Origin of the sequence: Halocatena marina, from assembly GCF_023276375.1 — an archaeon.
GTDB classification, from domain to species: Archaea; Halobacteriota; Halobacteria; order Halobacteriales; family Haloarculaceae; genus Halocatena; species Halocatena marina.
The window spans coordinates 572,104-586,585 of sequence record NZ_JALLPK010000001.1; the positions used below are offsets into that span (position 1 = coordinate 572,104).

Annotated in this window: 17 protein-coding genes; 13 read left to right on the forward strand and 4 right to left on the reverse strand. The window is 53.3% G+C overall.

Translation table 11 applies throughout. The annotated features are described in order from the left end of the window. Positions 1–122: 122 nt before the first annotated feature. The 8 genes from MW898_RS25440 to MW898_RS02800 all read left to right on the forward strand — a co-directional run bounded on the left by MW898_RS25440 (position 123) and on the right by MW898_RS02800 (position 7,489). Positions 123–251 carry a hypothetical protein gene (locus tag MW898_RS25440; RefSeq protein ID WP_264555291.1) on the forward strand — a complete coding sequence of 43 codons (129 nt, stop codon included), beginning with the start codon at positions 123–125 and terminating at the stop codon, positions 249–251. Continuing rightward, positions 245–1,273 carry a YeiH family protein gene (locus MW898_RS02770; RefSeq protein WP_248904364.1) on the forward strand — a complete coding sequence of 343 codons (1,029 nt, stop codon included), beginning with the start codon at positions 245–247 and terminating at the stop codon, positions 1,271–1,273. The genes MW898_RS25440 and MW898_RS02770 overlap by 7 nt, the downstream gene beginning before the upstream one ends. Before the next feature lie 74 nt (positions 1,274–1,347). Continuing rightward, complete coding sequence (locus MW898_RS02775) at positions 1,348–2,082, forward strand: helix-turn-helix domain-containing protein (RefSeq protein WP_248904366.1); 735 nt, start codon at positions 1,348–1,350, stop codon at positions 2,080–2,082. A gap of 710 nt (positions 2,083–2,792) precedes the next feature. Then, positions 2,793–4,763 (forward strand): acetylxylan esterase, encoded by a 1,971-nt coding sequence (locus MW898_RS02780; protein WP_248904368.1) that lies wholly within the window; start codon positions 2,793–2,795, stop codon positions 4,761–4,763. 282 nt (positions 4,764–5,045) lie between these two features. After that, a complete protein-coding gene (locus MW898_RS02785; protein WP_248904371.1) occupies positions 5,046–5,357 on the forward strand; it encodes a DUF5783 family protein in 312 nt (103 codons plus the stop codon). 148 nt (positions 5,358–5,505) lie between these two features. Then, positions 5,506–6,378, forward strand: a complete 873-nt coding sequence (locus tag MW898_RS02790) for a winged helix-turn-helix domain-containing protein (protein ID WP_248904373.1) — start codon at positions 5,506–5,508, stop codon at positions 6,376–6,378. Between the two features lie 276 nt (positions 6,379–6,654). After that, positions 6,655–7,014: a NifU family protein gene (locus MW898_RS02795; RefSeq protein ID WP_248904375.1), complete on the forward strand. Its 360-nt coding sequence runs from the start codon at positions 6,655–6,657 to the stop codon at positions 7,012–7,014. A gap of 316 nt (positions 7,015–7,330) precedes the next feature. Next, positions 7,331–7,489 carry a DUF7563 family protein gene (locus MW898_RS02800; RefSeq protein ID WP_248904377.1) on the forward strand — a complete coding sequence of 53 codons (159 nt, stop codon included), beginning with the start codon at positions 7,331–7,333 and terminating at the stop codon, positions 7,487–7,489. Here MW898_RS02800 and glmM read toward each other — a convergent pair. Together glmM and MW898_RS02810 are read right to left on the reverse strand one after the other, a co-directional pair. After that, entirely contained in the window at positions 7,486–8,787 is a 1,302-nt protein-coding gene (glmM, locus tag MW898_RS02805) for a phosphoglucosamine mutase (RefSeq protein WP_248909693.1), read from the reverse strand. The two genes, MW898_RS02800 and glmM, sit on opposite strands and share 4 nt — an antisense overlap. Positions 8,788–9,028: 241 nt before the next feature. Next, the gene (locus MW898_RS02810) at positions 9,029–9,838 is read right to left on the reverse strand and encodes a formyl transferase (RefSeq protein ID WP_248904379.1); all 810 of its coding nucleotides are present in this window, start codon (positions 9,836–9,838) and stop codon (positions 9,029–9,031) included. 321 nt (positions 9,839–10,159) lie between these two features. Between MW898_RS02810 and rpiA the strand changes: the two genes are divergently transcribed. Further along, positions 10,160–10,843, forward strand: coding sequence for a ribose-5-phosphate isomerase RpiA (gene rpiA / locus MW898_RS02815; protein WP_248904381.1), 684 nt, complete (start codon positions 10,160–10,162; stop codon positions 10,841–10,843). A gap of 40 nt (positions 10,844–10,883) precedes the next feature. Here rpiA and MW898_RS02820 read toward each other — a convergent pair whose 3' ends face one another. Then, positions 10,884–11,051, reverse strand: a complete 168-nt coding sequence (locus MW898_RS02820) for a DUF1931 domain-containing protein (protein WP_248904383.1) — start codon at positions 11,049–11,051, stop codon at positions 10,884–10,886. 176 nt (positions 11,052–11,227) lie between these two features. Between MW898_RS02820 and larB the strand changes: the two genes are divergently transcribed. From larB to MW898_RS02840, 4 genes are all read left to right on the forward strand, one after another. Next, entirely contained in the window at positions 11,228–11,995 is a 768-nt protein-coding gene (gene larB, locus MW898_RS02825) for a nickel pincer cofactor biosynthesis protein LarB (protein WP_248904385.1), read from the forward strand. A gap of 106 nt (positions 11,996–12,101) precedes the next feature. Continuing rightward, positions 12,102–12,254, forward strand: a complete 153-nt coding sequence (locus MW898_RS02830) for a DUF7563 family protein (RefSeq protein ID WP_248904387.1) — start codon at positions 12,102–12,104, stop codon at positions 12,252–12,254. A gap of 75 nt (positions 12,255–12,329) precedes the next feature. After that, positions 12,330–12,566, forward strand: a complete 237-nt coding sequence (locus tag MW898_RS02835) for a GIY-YIG nuclease family protein (RefSeq protein ID WP_368409117.1) — start codon at positions 12,330–12,332, stop codon at positions 12,564–12,566. 147 nt (positions 12,567–12,713) lie between these two features. After that, the gene (locus tag MW898_RS02840) at positions 12,714–14,096 is read left to right on the forward strand and encodes a phosphoglucomutase/phosphomannomutase family protein (RefSeq protein ID WP_248904389.1); all 1,383 of its coding nucleotides are present in this window, start codon (positions 12,714–12,716) and stop codon (positions 14,094–14,096) included. On the opposite strand, the gene MW898_RS02845 is transcribed toward MW898_RS02840, so the two are convergent. After that, a complete protein-coding gene (locus tag MW898_RS02845; RefSeq protein WP_248904390.1) occupies positions 14,077–14,469 on the reverse strand; it encodes a GNAT family N-acetyltransferase in 393 nt (130 codons plus the stop codon). The genes MW898_RS02840 and MW898_RS02845 overlap by 20 nt on opposite strands. Positions 14,470–14,482: the final 13 nt, after the last annotated feature.

Sequence of the window (14,482 nt, forward strand, 5' to 3'; positions counted from 1 at the left end):
GAACAGTTGTCGTGCGCTAACCGAAGTTCTATACTGCCATCATTCAACGAATCCAACACGTGGTAACGTTCGGTCGAATGAAAACTGGTGCTGGATCGATACGATACATGAAATACTATCTGATGAGTGTAAAATCGATGCTTACCCTCGCTGGCCAGACGTGGAGACAGTTAGAACGCGATTGGAAAGCGGTAGTACTCGGGCTGTTTGTGATGATACTTGTGCTTGCCGGCATTTCGATCCCATGGTGAACCGATCTGAACCAGAACAGTTTGTGCTTCCTGGACTCGGAGTCCTCGCTGTGATCGGATTGGCCGCACGGACGGTCACAGCTGTTGTTCCGGTGAGTCATTTGATTGTTGCAATATTCATTGGGGTGATCATTGGGAATATTTACGGTGTTCCACGGTGGGCACTGGCTGGAGTCGGAACGAACAAACTCTTGCTCGAAGCAGGTATCGTTATCATGGGTGCAAACGTTGCTCTCGGCCGTGTTATCGCTGCTGGGCCGAAAATTCTTATACTCGTCACTGCGACAGTCGTGACAACCATCGTCTCGGTTGAAGTACTCGCACGGGGGACAGGGATCCGCAACAAGGTCGGTTCGTTGCTCGCTGCTGGATCAGGCATCTGCGGCGTTTCAGCTGTTGTCGCGACGGCGGGGAGCATCGAGGCGGATGAGAAACAGATCGCCTATGCTGCTGCGACTGTGCTACTGTTCGATGCATTGACGCTGATCATCTATCCGGCCATCGGTCACATTCTCGGGCTCTCAGACACTATCTTCGGTATCTGGGCAGGGTTGACAATGTTTAGTACCGGACCGGTAGCTGCTGCTGGTTTCGCGTTTTCAAATACCGCTGGAAAGTGGGCACTACTCGTCAAACTCACGCGAAACGCGCTGATTGGCGTTGCAGCGATTGGCTATGCACTGTATTATTTTCACGAATCAAAGAACGCAACGAAACAAGCCGCGTACGGTGGCTGGAGTCGGCTATGGAATTCCTTTCCGAAGTTCGTTTTGGGATTCCTCGCGGTCATGTTGGTCGCCAACGCTGGTATACTCTCCCCTGAGCATCGCTCCTCGTTGAAACATGCTTCCGATTGGCTGTTCCTGTTTGCGTTTTCCGGCCTTGGTCTTGAAATTCGATTCGATGAGCTTCGTTCGACTGGTCTCAAACCGGTACTCGTCGTGCTTATAAGTCTTATCGGAGTAAGCTCGCTCTGTCTATTCGTTCTCATGACTATTTTCGATCCAACATCCTTGTCGTGAACTGGACGACGTTGATTGGAGAAACGACTCGAACGGCATTTTCTTTAACCACACGTTCAATAACGGGGTAAGGGATGCGGGAATTCACGTTTACGATCGAATACGAGTACGGAGTCGACCCTGTCATGAACGTTTTCATCGACAATCCGAATTCGGTGGCGCGTTCGCTTGACGGATTCGTGACCAAGGATCAGTTCTGGCGGATCGAACGAATCTCTGGGTCAGTAGATGTACTCGATCAGATCAAACGGGTCCGATTCGATGATGGGACCTGTGGTGAGTCGGTCACGCAACGTGACTGCGATGCGACCCGCTATCACGACGTTCTCGAACGTCGCAATGGAGAACTTGTCCTCTATACGTATCTCGAAGACATTCAGGACTGTGAGTCTATTCACACGCTTGCAGGAAAACACCTTCCACCGGGACTTGTCTTTGAGACGCATCGTCAAGCGAGTCAGCATTCGTGGCGTGTGCTGATGCGGTCAGACACGCACGTTGGTGTACTCTACGACGAGATCACCGCACGACTGCGTGATGGACTTTCGTTCCGGATGGGCCACCTCCGCGACGCTGACGGTTGGCAGCGCGACTCTCTTGCGTCGCTTACATTACCTGCCGAGCAACGAACTGCACTCAGCGCAGCCGTGGAGGGTGGATATTACGAAACGCCACGCAAAACAACGCTCGACGATCTCGCAGCAACCCTCGATATCCCCCGCTCGACGTTCTCCTACCGACTCCGACAGGCAGAGATACAACTCGCACATCGCTACGTCACAGACAACAAACGAAACCAGTGGTTTTGAGTGACAGTATCGATACGATGGCTGTCGAACTCGGAACGAAGTGACCGCCAGCACGTCGGTAGCTGTCCTTATTATTGATTGAGAATCGAACAATCGACGATCGATATCCAAGAGGAGCCGGGATTGGTTATGCTTTGTGTGGCTGATACGGTTACAGAACGGTCGTCCGACTGAGAGCACAGCGAACGAAGTTCAGTTTCTGATTACCTAGCGTTATACACTGTTTTTGAATTAGAAGTATTTACTCGAATTCTCCGAGCGATGATGAACATAGTTTTTCGAAGAGTCTTTCGAGAATTGATGACAGAAACGCTCAATGTGCGACAGACTACGAATAGCCGTTAGTGTACAGCGCAACTAATTGTGGCGGCTCAAGTGGACACTCGGACACTCGTACAACCTCGGTACTGCAGGTAGTTATGCGTTTGCCCGAATGTAAATATGTCTGAGTAATAAAAGAAATATATTAATTCGTTCGATTACAGTCTTTCTTTCTATCGAGTGTTTACTTATAATCTTAGATTGGAAACAAGGAGTGGCTCCTGATGTCATGGAATATCAGACACATAATCTCCCAATTTCGGATGGCTGCATGCGCGACGGTATTTCGACCGCCGAGATAATTCGCTGCCGAGTTGGTGATCGAACGCACGTCCCGAAGTGACCAACAGACTATTCATGGGAAGATGATAATTAAAAATCCGATACTCATGGATGGGTTCAGTGATGCTGTGAATGGCTATTTCGATGTCGAAGATCAGCTATCACGGTACTTTCTTCGTCAGGCAGACGGCCATTTTTCTGCCGAACAGGATGAAAAGCGATCGATCGAATCACGCAGCGATTTCGAGGCACGTCGTGAGCGTGTGCGAGACATGTTTCTCTCAAGGATTGGAGGGCTTCCAGAGCGTTCTAAAGACTTATCGATAGAGACGGTGGATCGGCACGAACGGGATGAGTATTCGATCGAGATGGTGTCGTTCGAGAGCAATTCGAACTTCCACGTGACTTCGAACTGCTATGTGCCCGACGGAAATGGACCACATCCGGGGATTCTCTTTCTCTGTGGACATCTCGACGATCCGAAATCGGATCCGCTCAATCAGAAAGCGTGTATCGAACTCGCGTTGAACGGCTTCGTTGTCCTCATCGTTGATCCAATCGGTCAGGGAGAACGAACACAGTATTATGATTCCGAGACTGGCGACCCAGTCTTCGACGGTAGTGGTGGTGTCTTCACCCACTGCTATGCGGGACAAAAGTGCTTTTACGCCGGGATGAACCTCGCGCGGTACATGATCAACGACGCTCAATGTGCGCTTGATTACCTCCATCAACGAGACGATGTCGACAACGATCGGATCGGTGTTACCGGCACTTCCGGTGGTGGCACACAGACCCTGTATCTCTCACTCGTCGACGACCGAATCGATGCTGCCGCTCCGTGTTGTAGCGTTACTGAACGACGCGAGTGGTTGAAAAGTGGAAAGCGAATTGACGCCGAACAGGCGATCTACGGTGCAATAGCGGATGGCATCAACTACGATGATCTGATCACGGCGATGGCACCACGACCGATTTGTATCGGTGCGGCCACTTCTGATGAGTATTTCCCGATCGAGGGCGTTCGAGACGCAATCGATCGCACGCAGCGTATCTACGACCTCTACGATGCAAAAGAACGGGTTCGTCTCGTTACGGCCGACAGGACACACTGCTCCGTGTACGAACTCAGGGACGGCGTCTTCCCGTGGCTGTGTGAGAATCTTGCGGATTCCGAGTACGTATCCCACGACGAACGACGAACCCTCGAAACAGCCGCGCTGCAGTGTACGCCTCGCGGGAGCGTCCAGAAGGCGTACACTGATGAGCGAACGATTGATGATCTGATCCGAGAAGACGTTGCAGAGACACATCCCAACGCAGGAATACAACCGACTGTCGACAGCGCATGCGCTGACGAACTGCGACAGACGCTCGTCGAGACGTTCGACCTCGACCGGAATGTGTGTGAACTGTCTCCTCGATTCATCGACCAGACTACATCTGATGAGTTGAAAGTCGAACGAGTCTGGTTCAAAACCGAACGAAATCCAGATATCGTCGTGACAGGTGTGCTGGTATCGGTGCCAGAACCGACTCAGTCCCCTGCTATAGTCCTGTACGAGCGTGGTACGGAAGAGTTACCGGAACGACGCGAGGAGGTCGTGTCCCTCGCTGACGAGTATGGGACAGTCTTTGTCTTCGATCCACGCGGTGTTGGTGCGGTGAAAAACCGTGCCATTCCGATTCCGTGGTGGGTAGATGCGTACGACGACATCTACGGGACTGAGTTCAAATTGGCGTACGACGCGTTACAACTGAAGTCCTCTCTGCTCGGGATGCGCGTATTCGACGTGCTTCGATCTGTGGCATTCCTCCGCAACGAAGCCGACGCCGAACGTATCTCGTTCGTTGGGGAGGGCATCGGTGCGTTCTATGCACTGTATGCGGGAGCTGCCACCCACAGTGTAGACCGAATCGACCTTCACGATCTCCCACCCAGTTTCTATGAGATGACGACCGGGTCGAATGTCCCCTTTCACCCGCAACTCACTGTGTTCGATGTAATTGGTGCGTGTGACGTACCACAGTTGCTCACAGCACTCGACCAGCGTGGCGTGCAGGTCGACGTGCAGTGATCGGTGAATGGTAAAGCACACGTTACTTGGGTGAACGCCCTCTTCCGTATCGATTGACGTTAGTGATGGCTATTGAGGAGAACTTAGTAGAGTCGATAACGGACGCGGCTCCGTACTTGGATTATCTCAACCAACTGTGGAGATGGTGGACCTGAGCCACCGTAGTTCGTACCAAGATTGTACCCTCTTCTGAACATCCGTCTCCAACGACTTTCATACATCGACATATGGTTTATGACGGACAATCGCCTGTTTTTTACCCGTTTCAAGCAACCATTGACCATGACCGAATTCGATCCAGAGATGTTTGAGGACAAGTACGTTCACTACTTCACAGAGCTGCAGGAGGCATACAAGCGCGCGTTTGACACCATGAACGAAGAATACGACTCGCAATTGATTCATACGATCGATCAGCAGGTACTCAACGAGTCAGAGCCGTTCTACGACGATGGTGCGTTTCGAATCGACCTCCCTGAAAGCCCAATGGCACGCGCGGATGTCGTCGTAGGAGAAGAGAAGTTCGAACACATTCTCGACCGATACACAGACGAGCTGTGTCAAGAACTTCGAGTCGTATTCGACCTCGAGTGATCTGTTTAGAGACTCGTTCCGCGCTGCTCTGTCGTTCTTAGTAAACAAGTAATATGTTCGAGCGTAACTACACTGATTGAGAAAGAGACACAGCAAACAGTACATATGCAACACAGAAAACAACTGTCGCCTGCTCAGGAAGCACGACATGACTGAATCAGCCGACTACGATGATTTCGCGGATGTGTCCCCAGAGGCAGCGTTCGCACTGCTCGGCAACAAAACTCGAATCGATATCATCAGGGAACTGGGTGAGATCTCTGATGAGTCTCTGTCGTTTTCTGCGCTCCGAAGCCGTGTTAACATCGCTGACAGCGGTCAGTTCAACTACCACCTCAAGGAGCTTCTCGGGAGTTTTGTTCGACGAACCGATGACGGGTCCTACGAACTCACGTATGCTGGAAGTCAGGTCGTCGGAGCAATCTACTCCGGAACGTTCAACCAGCGAGGTGCTTCCCGTGCGTTCAAGCTCACCTCCTCGTGTACCAAATGTGGATCGTCGTTGGAGGCTGATTACGAGCAAGAGCGGGTAACCATTCGTTGTCCAGCGTGCGACGACCAGAAATCGTCGTTTGGCTTCCCACCGGGCGCGTTCGAGAACCGCACTCACGAGGAACTCGCACGCGCGTTCGATACGTGGCTTCAGTTGTTACTCTTAGCATCGTTCGGCGGATTCTGTCTCAATTGTGCTGGCCGAATGCACGGCTCGATAACCGATGTTTCCGAATATCTCGACGATAAAGAAATCGGGACTAAGCACGTCTGTGAGCGGTGTACGAATCGCACCGTGAACTCAGTTGGTGCCTATCTTCTCTATCAGCCCATCGTTGTCGCGTTTCACCACGACCACGGAATCGACGTTACCGAAACGCCGATCTGGGAAATCCCGTGGCTGCGCGATGAAGAGACGACAGTGCTCTCTCGGGAACCGTGGTGTGTTCAATCGGTTGTGGAACTCGATGGCGACCGTCTCGAACTCGTGGTCGAGGATGATCTCTCCGTAACCATCGTCGACACATAAAATACAATCTGAATCAATCCTATATTCTATAACACGTGTTTTGTTATCATATTAGTAACAAATTTATGCTTCTTCCTCATCGATTAAATGATGAATAACGGAGTATCGCAGTGGTTCAACATCATTATATCATTACTATTTTATACTCGGTCATTGGGTGGTTTTACCACGGCTGTAATCGACACAACTAGCCGAAATGGAGACAATTCATCGGTTTCTGTATACGAGGAACCATTGGTGGAAAGCCATAAGCGTGCGCAACCGCTACCGGTCGGTATGAGCACGGAAGCACAAAAATCAGAAGACGAGCTCCGAGAGGAGGTAACGAACTTCTTGCGGCGTAATTTCCCCCAGATCCAAATGCACGGCGGAAGCGCGGCGATCCAACACCTCGATGTGGAGGCTGGTGAAGTGACCGTCGCTCTCGGTGGTGCTTGCAGCGGCTGTGGAATCTCTCCGATGACGATTCAGGCAATTAAAAGCCGAATGGTGAAGGAAATTCCAGAAATAAACAGAGTCAACGCCGAAACTGGTATGGGCGGTATGGGCGGTGGGGGCGGTGGTCAAACCTCGCCATCCTTCCCCGGTGAGATGACCGACGACGACTCTGACGAGGGACCACAGGCCCCGTTCTAATCGCCTCGCTGTCGCGTTTGTTTCCTGCTTTATCTCTTCCTTTCAGAATAAGGTATGCGAATCAGAAGTCGTGAATCACGATTGTCACGGGAGACAAAGATATACTACTGTATTCCAATCAATTTTCTAAACAGTGTGTCATACGTGATGAAATATCCGTAGCAAATGTGAATCCTTACACGCGTAATGCTCTCGTACAAACGACATCTACGTCACTCTGAGCAGTATTGAATGGATATATCGTCGTCTTCACCGAGTAGCGTGTTCATACCTAACACACCATCGTTATGTGAAATGCGTTCATACTCACTTTCGTATGCCGGAATGCCAGAATTGTGGCGCGTTCGTGACCAGAGCGTACGCACGAGTGTTCACCCCGATCGGTATCGAGAACCCACGGGTCTGTCCGAATTGCGAGGACAAGATCCGTGATGGAGCGAGCGTCCGCGAAGCCCGTTCGACGCGTCGAACTTAGGAGACGAAGCTACTTGCGCTCTCAAAGACCGCTTCTGTTCGTGTTTCGTCCCGTGCTTCCGCCGTCACACGAATAAGCGGCTGTGTCCCACTGGCCCGCAGGAGGAACCATGCGTCATCGAGATCGACCCGGACACCATCAAGTGTCGACACGGAATCCGCGTCGTAAGTTTCGGTTACTTGCTCACGAATAGCAGCCATCGTTGCTTCTTTCTCTTCAGTGTCGATGCTCGCCCGTCGGATCGGATAGCTTGGGATCGATGCAATGAGTTCTTCGATCGAGTGTTCGGCTGCGAGTTCGACGAGCCGGCAAGCCGCGAGTGGTCCGTCTGGACATCGCGTCTGTGAGGGCCAGATCCACGCTCCGCTCGGCTCCCCGCCAAAGGGTATCCCTTCACCAACCGCTTCAGCGATGTATACATCTCCGACAGGCGTATGCTCGACACCGACACCGTGCGTTTCGAGATAATCCTCGACAGCGAGGCTCGTGTCGATCGGAACGGCAACTCGATCCCCCTCTTCAGTCGAGTACGCGGCGAACAGCGCTAGTAGCGCGTCTTTTGGGACGAACTGTCCGCTTCCATCTACAGCCATCATTCGGTCAGCGTCTCCATCGTGAGCGATACCGAGATCAGCATCACTCTCTCCGACGAGCGAACAGAGAGAAGTCAGTGTTTCGCTGTTCGGTTCACTCGGACGCCCAGGGAAGCGACCATCGGGTTGGGCATTGAGCGTCTCGACGTGACAGCCGAGCTCGATCAATGCCTCGACGGTAACGCCTCCGGCCCCGTTTCCGAGATCGACGACGACACTGGGACGTTCATCGCTCTCGAACTCGACTGCCTCGACGAGTGCCTCGACGTGCTTGGTTGTGGCGTCTGCTTCGGTCCGCGTGCCCTGTCCATCCCACGGTTCGAGCGAAACACCCTCCTTGATGCGTGTTTCGATGGTCGTGCGCAGTCCTTCGTCGAACGCCTGTCCGCTTGGCTGCCAGAGCTTCAAGCCGTTGTCCTCCGAGGGGTTGTGCGAGGCGGTAATCGAACATCCTGCGTCAGCGTCGTACCAGTTGACGGCGCGGGCGACGGTAGGTGTTGCAGCGAGCGCGAGATCGACGACGTCTGCACCAACTTCACGGGCGCCGGCTGCGAACGCATCAGCCAGAATCGTGCCGCTCGAACGTGGATCCCGTCCCATCACGATACGATCTGCATCGACACCGACCGCTCGACCGACGTCGAGCGCGAGGTCTGCCGTGATCTCCTCTCCAACTGGTCCACGGATACCGCTCGTTCCGAACATGGTGGTCTCCTCGATGGTCACAATGAAAACTACTGCGGGTTCCGGTTCGATCGTAGATAATCGATCATTGTAAACACGATCGACAGACTGAACCGGGTCCCGTTGACTTCTGTGCTGTCGTACAACAGAACGACCCGTGTCACGATTCCGTTGATGAATGTAGTAGAATGAGATGATGAAAACGCATCAGTTCATCACTAGTGATGGAACTCTGAATAGAAATTAGACTATCACATTCATTTCACGTATGAAACAGTCCTTTGACCTCTTTCAGGAAATACGCCGCCTGTATGCGAGGGGTGAGATCAGAAAGGTAATACAACGTCCCGAGCTCTTCATCAGGGACCAACACCGGCTCGAAAGACGGGTCCTGAATGTTTTGTAAACCGTTCGATAGTACGTTGGGTGAGGCGTAGAACAGCCGTCGTCGTACCTCTGCCCACGAGTGCGCATCTGACAGATTAACTGACGCAAACGCGACGATGTAGCCAGCATCGAGCTTCGGTGTTAACCGCTGCAGTGTGACCCCTCCAACTGGCTCATCGTGGAGAAACTCCCAGATTCCGGCTGGCGTTCCGCGGTACTGCCGGATGTCGCCATGGTGGAAACTCAATACGCCATGGGTTGGTTGCGTAAGGATTTCACCCTGAAGTATACCTACCTGAAAGTGGACGACAGCGTCGCACGTCTCCGCAACTGCCTCGACTACGTCGGACGGAATGGTAACACCGAATGGCTCTGACGGCTCCGCTTTACACGGGAGGTACTTCGCTGACCCCAGCCATTCAATATTCGACAGCGGCGTGTGTGTTTGTGGATCTCGTCTGACGATATTCTTAACGTACTGCACTCCCGTACTGCAGTGTTCCTTCAGGTGACTTCCGATACCGGAGTCGCCGAGTGTGTTCTCGTCTGGCTCGCTGGCGTGTACGACGAGCGGAATCTCAACGTTCGCGTCCTTAACGATCCGTCGTAGTGAGGCGACCATCCAGTCCGCGATTTCATCGCGACCTGTTAGGAAGCAGACGCGAAGAGAGGTGCTGGATGACATATTCATGTCTCGGAGCTCTCTGGCTTGTTTATCTCGCTTGTATATCCCGATAGCCCGCAATAGTTACTAACAGCATAATGCAGGGTTTTCGTGGCTGCTGATGCGATAACGATGAAGTAACTGTCTACCGAATAGTTCACTGTGTCAGTTCTATCTACGTATTATGTCTAGAAAGTGGTTTATTGTAGTTGGGATGGAACTTTTCGTGTATATAGACATCTTTTATAGAGTATGATTATACACGAAAGAACTTCCTTAAAATCGCTGTCTATCGTCAGCAATTCGGATGCGCTTTTGTTTCCGGCTATTGAACTGTTCTCCATGAAATCAGAGAACGGCAGAGACGATGCAAAACGGCGCGCTGGCGAATCGGCGGCCGAACTGATCGAAGACGGGATGGTCGTCGGACTTGGGACAGGAAGCACCGCAGCGCACGCAATTCAGGCGATCGGACGGGCTGTTTCCGAAGGAATGGACGTTTACGGGATTCCAACATCGTTCCAATCGCGCGCGCTCGCCCGTGAAGTAGGAATTCCACTCGTGACACTCGACGATGCGTTGCCAGATATTGCGATTGATGGAGCCGACCAGGTCGCAGACGGAGCGCTCGTGAAAGGAGGTGGTGGTGCTCACGCCCGTGAGAAAGTTGTAGACGCGCATGCAGCGCGCTTTATTTGTGTTGTCGACGAAACGAAGCTCGCAGACGTGCTCAATCACCCAATCCCACTCGAAGTGCTCCCGTCTGCTGTTTCGGCTGTTGAGGACTCACTCCGCGAGCGTGGCGGTGAGCCGACACTCCGCGCTGCCGAACGAAAGGACGGTCCCGTGATAACAGATAACGGTAATCCGGTACTCGATTGTGATTTCGGGACGATCGAAGATCCAGACGTGCTTGCAGCATCGCTCTCTGCGATTCCTGGTATCGTCGAACACGGCATCTTCGCAGCTATGGCTGATGAGATTCACGTCGGCTTCTCCGATCGAGTCGATATCCGATCGGTGTAGTAACTACCCGATCGAATAGAAAACGAGTAACTGAGGGACCTTACAGGTCTCGCGGCTGTACTGTCTTGCGGTCGTTCTCTCCTGCGCGCCGTGCAGCGTCGTCGAGAAGGTCCTGGACCTCCTCATCGAGCGCGTCGTAGAAGTCCGATGCAACATTCATGTCATTAAGCGCGTCCTTTACGGCGGCTTTGACGATTAGATCTGCCATACAGAATCCCATTCTCGTACTTACTTTATAAACCTTCTCAAATAAGGAGCCTCTCGAGGGTGATGACGGCATTTTCGAATCCGATATTTTCAGAATCAAAGTCAGTTTCGAAGAGATAATAACAGAATTGATTCGATAGTCGATGAGTAGGAGTTCATGGAGCTCAGAACGAAGTCATGCGCGAACTATTGAACTCCCTCGCAGCGGGTGAAATCTCGGTATCAGAGGCCGAAGCAGAACTGAACGGGTACGTGACCGGAGACGCTGGACGGTTCGATGCAGCGCGGACAGGACGTACAGGCATACCGGAGATGATTCTCGCGGAAGGGAAGACGCCAGAAGAGACTGCTGCGCTGGCTGTCCTCGCGGTAGAAACCACCGAACGGGCGATCATCACCCGAACAGATGCACCGACCGCAAATGAGGTCGAAGAGTGTGTTATCGAGGAACATCCCGACGCTGTGATCGAACACGCAGAGCGTACTGAGACTATTGTGGTCTACAGTCCAGCATTCGAACCTCCATCACTCGACGCTGATATAGGAATCGTCACCGCTGGAACGTCAGATGCCGTTCCTGCGGGAGAAGCAGCAACTATCGCTCGTGAGATGGGCGCACGCGTTACTCGGATCGATGATGTTGGGGTAGCAGGACTTGCACGGTTGATCGACCGTCTTGATGACTGTCGAGCACAGGATGTTCTCATAATCGCCGCTGGACGGGAAGGCGCGCTTCCAACAGTCGCCGCAGGATTAGTCGACGTTCCACTCATCGGGCTGCCTGTTTCGAATGGTTACGGGTACGGCGGTGATGGGGAAGCTGCCCTCGCTGGAATGCTCCAATCGTGTACACCTATTACAGTCGTGAATATCGATGCAGGCGTTACGGCTGGCGCGCAGGCCGGACTCATCGCACGTGCCCTCGATGCCGCTCGTGCTGAGTAACTAGCGAGATCATTATATTCTTTTGAATGAACTATCTAAATAACGAGGATATATAGGCATTGAATATCAAAGGTGTATTGCTGGCACACTTCGTGTCGGCGCAACAATGGCCAAGTGCGACCACTGCGGCGCGCATGTTTCGGGGCGTTTTGCCCGCGTCTTCGCTGACGAAAGTGGGGTTATCCTCGCTTGCCCTAATTGTTCAGCGAATGCGGGTATTGCAGAAGTGTCCCGTGACCGCGCCGGTGAAATCCGATGACACTACTCTACCGAACCGTCATATAAGCACCACGCGAAGCCCACATCATTTCCGATTGTACTCCGGATGATGTGTATGCATTACGTGTATATCCTTCGCTGTGGTGATGAGACGCTCTATACCGGCTACACAACGGATATCGAGCGGCGGGTCGAAGAGCACCGATCCGGGACCGGTGCGAAATACACCCGTGGTCGAGGACCGTTCGAACTTGTGCACGTCGAGAAGTACCAGACGCGGTCGGCGGCGATGTCACGCGAATACGAGATCAAACAGCTCGCACGCGAGACGAAAGAACAACTCATCGAGTAGATACGAGGACAGCCAATGGCCTCGGCCCGATCGATTCCAATCATTCTTGATTTCTGTTCAATCGAATCTCGATTCGCCTCGTCAGTACTGACGCGTGACGCGGTATGTTGAGGAGGGTTTTTACCCCCTGCGTTGGTGGAGCGGAGTATGGAACACATCGAACACATTTCGTTCGGTACCGATGGGTGGCGTGCCACACTCGATACGTTCACAGAGCCTCGTGTCCGGATTGTCGGGCAAGCAATTGCCGACTACATCGGGACAGGGACGGTTGCGGTCGGGTACGACGCCCGAGAAAGTTCGCGTGGATTCGCGGACGCAGTCTCCGAGGTGTTGGCCGACAATGGGATCGACGTGCTCATCAGCGAACGTGACTGTCCGACGCCCGTTCTTGCGTGGACACTCGGCGAGCGTTCACTCGATGGAGGTATCATGATTACAGCGAGCCACAATCCTCCGGACTACAACGGTGTGAAGTTTCTTCCCCCGGACGGTGCTCCTGCGCTTCCTGTGGTCACCGACGAACTGACGGAACGACTGGCCGAGCCAACTGCGCTTCCAGAATCCGACCAAGGCGAGATCCACGAAGACACGTTTACCACTGCTTATGGCCAGCACGCGCTCGAATTCGTCGATCCAGCGTTGGACCTCGACGGCCAACAGATTGCCTACGATGCAATGCACGGTAGCGGACGAGGCGTCACTGATGCACTTCTCGAAGAGGCTGGCGCGGACGTCGACTGTCTGCGCTGTGAGCAGGATGCGGCGTTCGGTGGGGTCCCGCCAGAACCGAGCGCCGACCGCCTCGAAACGCTCACAGAGCGTGTCCAGGAAGGGAACGCAGCGTTCGGCATCGCTAACGACGGCGATGCTGACCGGATCGCTGTCGTTACCCCCGGTCGGGGCTATCTCGACCCGAATCTCTATTTTGCCGTTCTGTACGAGTACCTCCTCGAATCGACGGCTGAATCCGGACCGGCTATTCGAACGGTCTCAACCACATTTCTCATCGACCGCATCGCGGCCGCTTACGGAGAGCGCGTGATCGAGACGCCTGTCGGGTTCAAATGGGTTGCGCAGGCGATGGACGAACACGACGCGATTATCGGTGGCGAAGAAAGTGGTGGGTTTGGTCTCACCGCGCATCTTCGGAACAAGGATGGTGTTCTCCTCGCGCTCCTCACCGCCGCCGCGCACGCCGAACAACCATTAGATGAACGGGCCGACGCCATTGTCGAAGAGTACGGTGACATTCATCAGGATCGAGTGAGTGTTGCCTGCTCTGATGAGCGAAAAGAGGAGGTGCTCGCGGCGCTCGAAGGAGTGCTTCCAGAAAACGTCGCAAACGTCCCTGTTGAGGAGATTGGAACGAAAGACGGGTTCAAAATTCGTCTTGAAGACGGTTCGTGGCTGCTCGTCCGGCCGAGCGGGACAGAGCCAAAACTGCGTGTCTACGCGGAAGCGAACTCAGACGAACGTGTCGAAGAACTTCTCGTGGCGGGCCGTGATCTCATCGAACCGCTGGTCTGAACCCCTCCCAGCGCGTCTCACTCGTCTGTTCGATTTCGAAGCCGAGAGACTCGTAGAATGGACTCACACTCGGTCGGAAATTGGCTGTCAGCGGTCCGCAGTGCTCGCTAGCTGCCTCGATCAACGTGGTTCCAATTCCATTTCCACGCTGTCTGCGCCGAACCGCAATCGCGTCGATATGGTTTTCATCGAGAACGACCACGCCGAGTATCGAGCCAGCGGCGACAGCGACGAGCACGTCCTGTGTATGAATTTGTGCTCGAACAGTTGTAGCGTCGGTCGCAAGTAACGCGCTGTCAATGACCGTCATGATGGACGAAAGTTCCTCGCTTGCAGCGACACGGACAGCCACCGAACGATGATTCTTATTCACGTAACTGATACTG

What these genes read in the sequence shown, in the direction of transcription:
- MW898_RS25440 (WP_264555291.1), top strand. Translation starts at nt 123, where the DNA reads ATGAGTGTAAAATCGATGCTTACCCTCGCTGGCCAGACGTGGAGACAG.
- MW898_RS02770 (WP_248904364.1), top strand. Translation starts at nt 245, where the DNA reads ATGGTGAACCGATCTGAACCAGAACAGTTTGTGCTTCCTGGACTCGGA.
- MW898_RS02775 (WP_248904366.1), top strand. Translation starts at nt 1,348, where the DNA reads ATGCGGGAATTCACGTTTACGATCGAATACGAGTACGGAGTCGACCCT.
- MW898_RS02780 (WP_248904368.1), top strand. Translation starts at nt 2,793, where the DNA reads ATGGATGGGTTCAGTGATGCTGTGAATGGCTATTTCGATGTCGAAGAT.
- MW898_RS02785 (WP_248904371.1), top strand. Translation starts at nt 5,046, where the DNA reads ATGACCGAATTCGATCCAGAGATGTTTGAGGACAAGTACGTTCACTAC.
- MW898_RS02790 (WP_248904373.1), top strand. Translation starts at nt 5,506, where the DNA reads ATGACTGAATCAGCCGACTACGATGATTTCGCGGATGTGTCCCCAGAG.
- MW898_RS02795 (WP_248904375.1), top strand. Translation starts at nt 6,655, where the DNA reads ATGAGCACGGAAGCACAAAAATCAGAAGACGAGCTCCGAGAGGAGGTA.
- MW898_RS02800 (WP_248904377.1), top strand. Translation starts at nt 7,331, where the DNA reads ATGCCGGAATGCCAGAATTGTGGCGCGTTCGTGACCAGAGCGTACGCA.
- glmM (WP_248909693.1), bottom strand. Translation starts at nt 8,787, where the DNA reads ATGTTCGGAACGAGCGGTATCCGTGGACCAGTTGGAGAGGAGATCACG.
- MW898_RS02810 (WP_248904379.1), bottom strand. Translation starts at nt 9,838, where the DNA reads ATGTCATCCAGCACCTCTCTTCGCGTCTGCTTCCTAACAGGTCGCGAT.
- rpiA (WP_248904381.1), top strand. Translation starts at nt 10,160, where the DNA reads ATGAAATCAGAGAACGGCAGAGACGATGCAAAACGGCGCGCTGGCGAA.
- MW898_RS02820 (WP_248904383.1), bottom strand. Translation starts at nt 11,051, where the DNA reads ATGGCAGATCTAATCGTCAAAGCCGCCGTAAAGGACGCGCTTAATGAC.
- larB (WP_248904385.1), top strand. Translation starts at nt 11,228, where the DNA reads ATGCGCGAACTATTGAACTCCCTCGCAGCGGGTGAAATCTCGGTATCA.
- MW898_RS02830 (WP_248904387.1), top strand. Translation starts at nt 12,102, where the DNA reads ATGGCCAAGTGCGACCACTGCGGCGCGCATGTTTCGGGGCGTTTTGCC.
- MW898_RS02835 (WP_368409117.1), top strand. Translation starts at nt 12,330, where the DNA reads ATGCATTACGTGTATATCCTTCGCTGTGGTGATGAGACGCTCTATACC.
- MW898_RS02840 (WP_248904389.1), top strand. Translation starts at nt 12,714, where the DNA reads ATGGAACACATCGAACACATTTCGTTCGGTACCGATGGGTGGCGTGCC.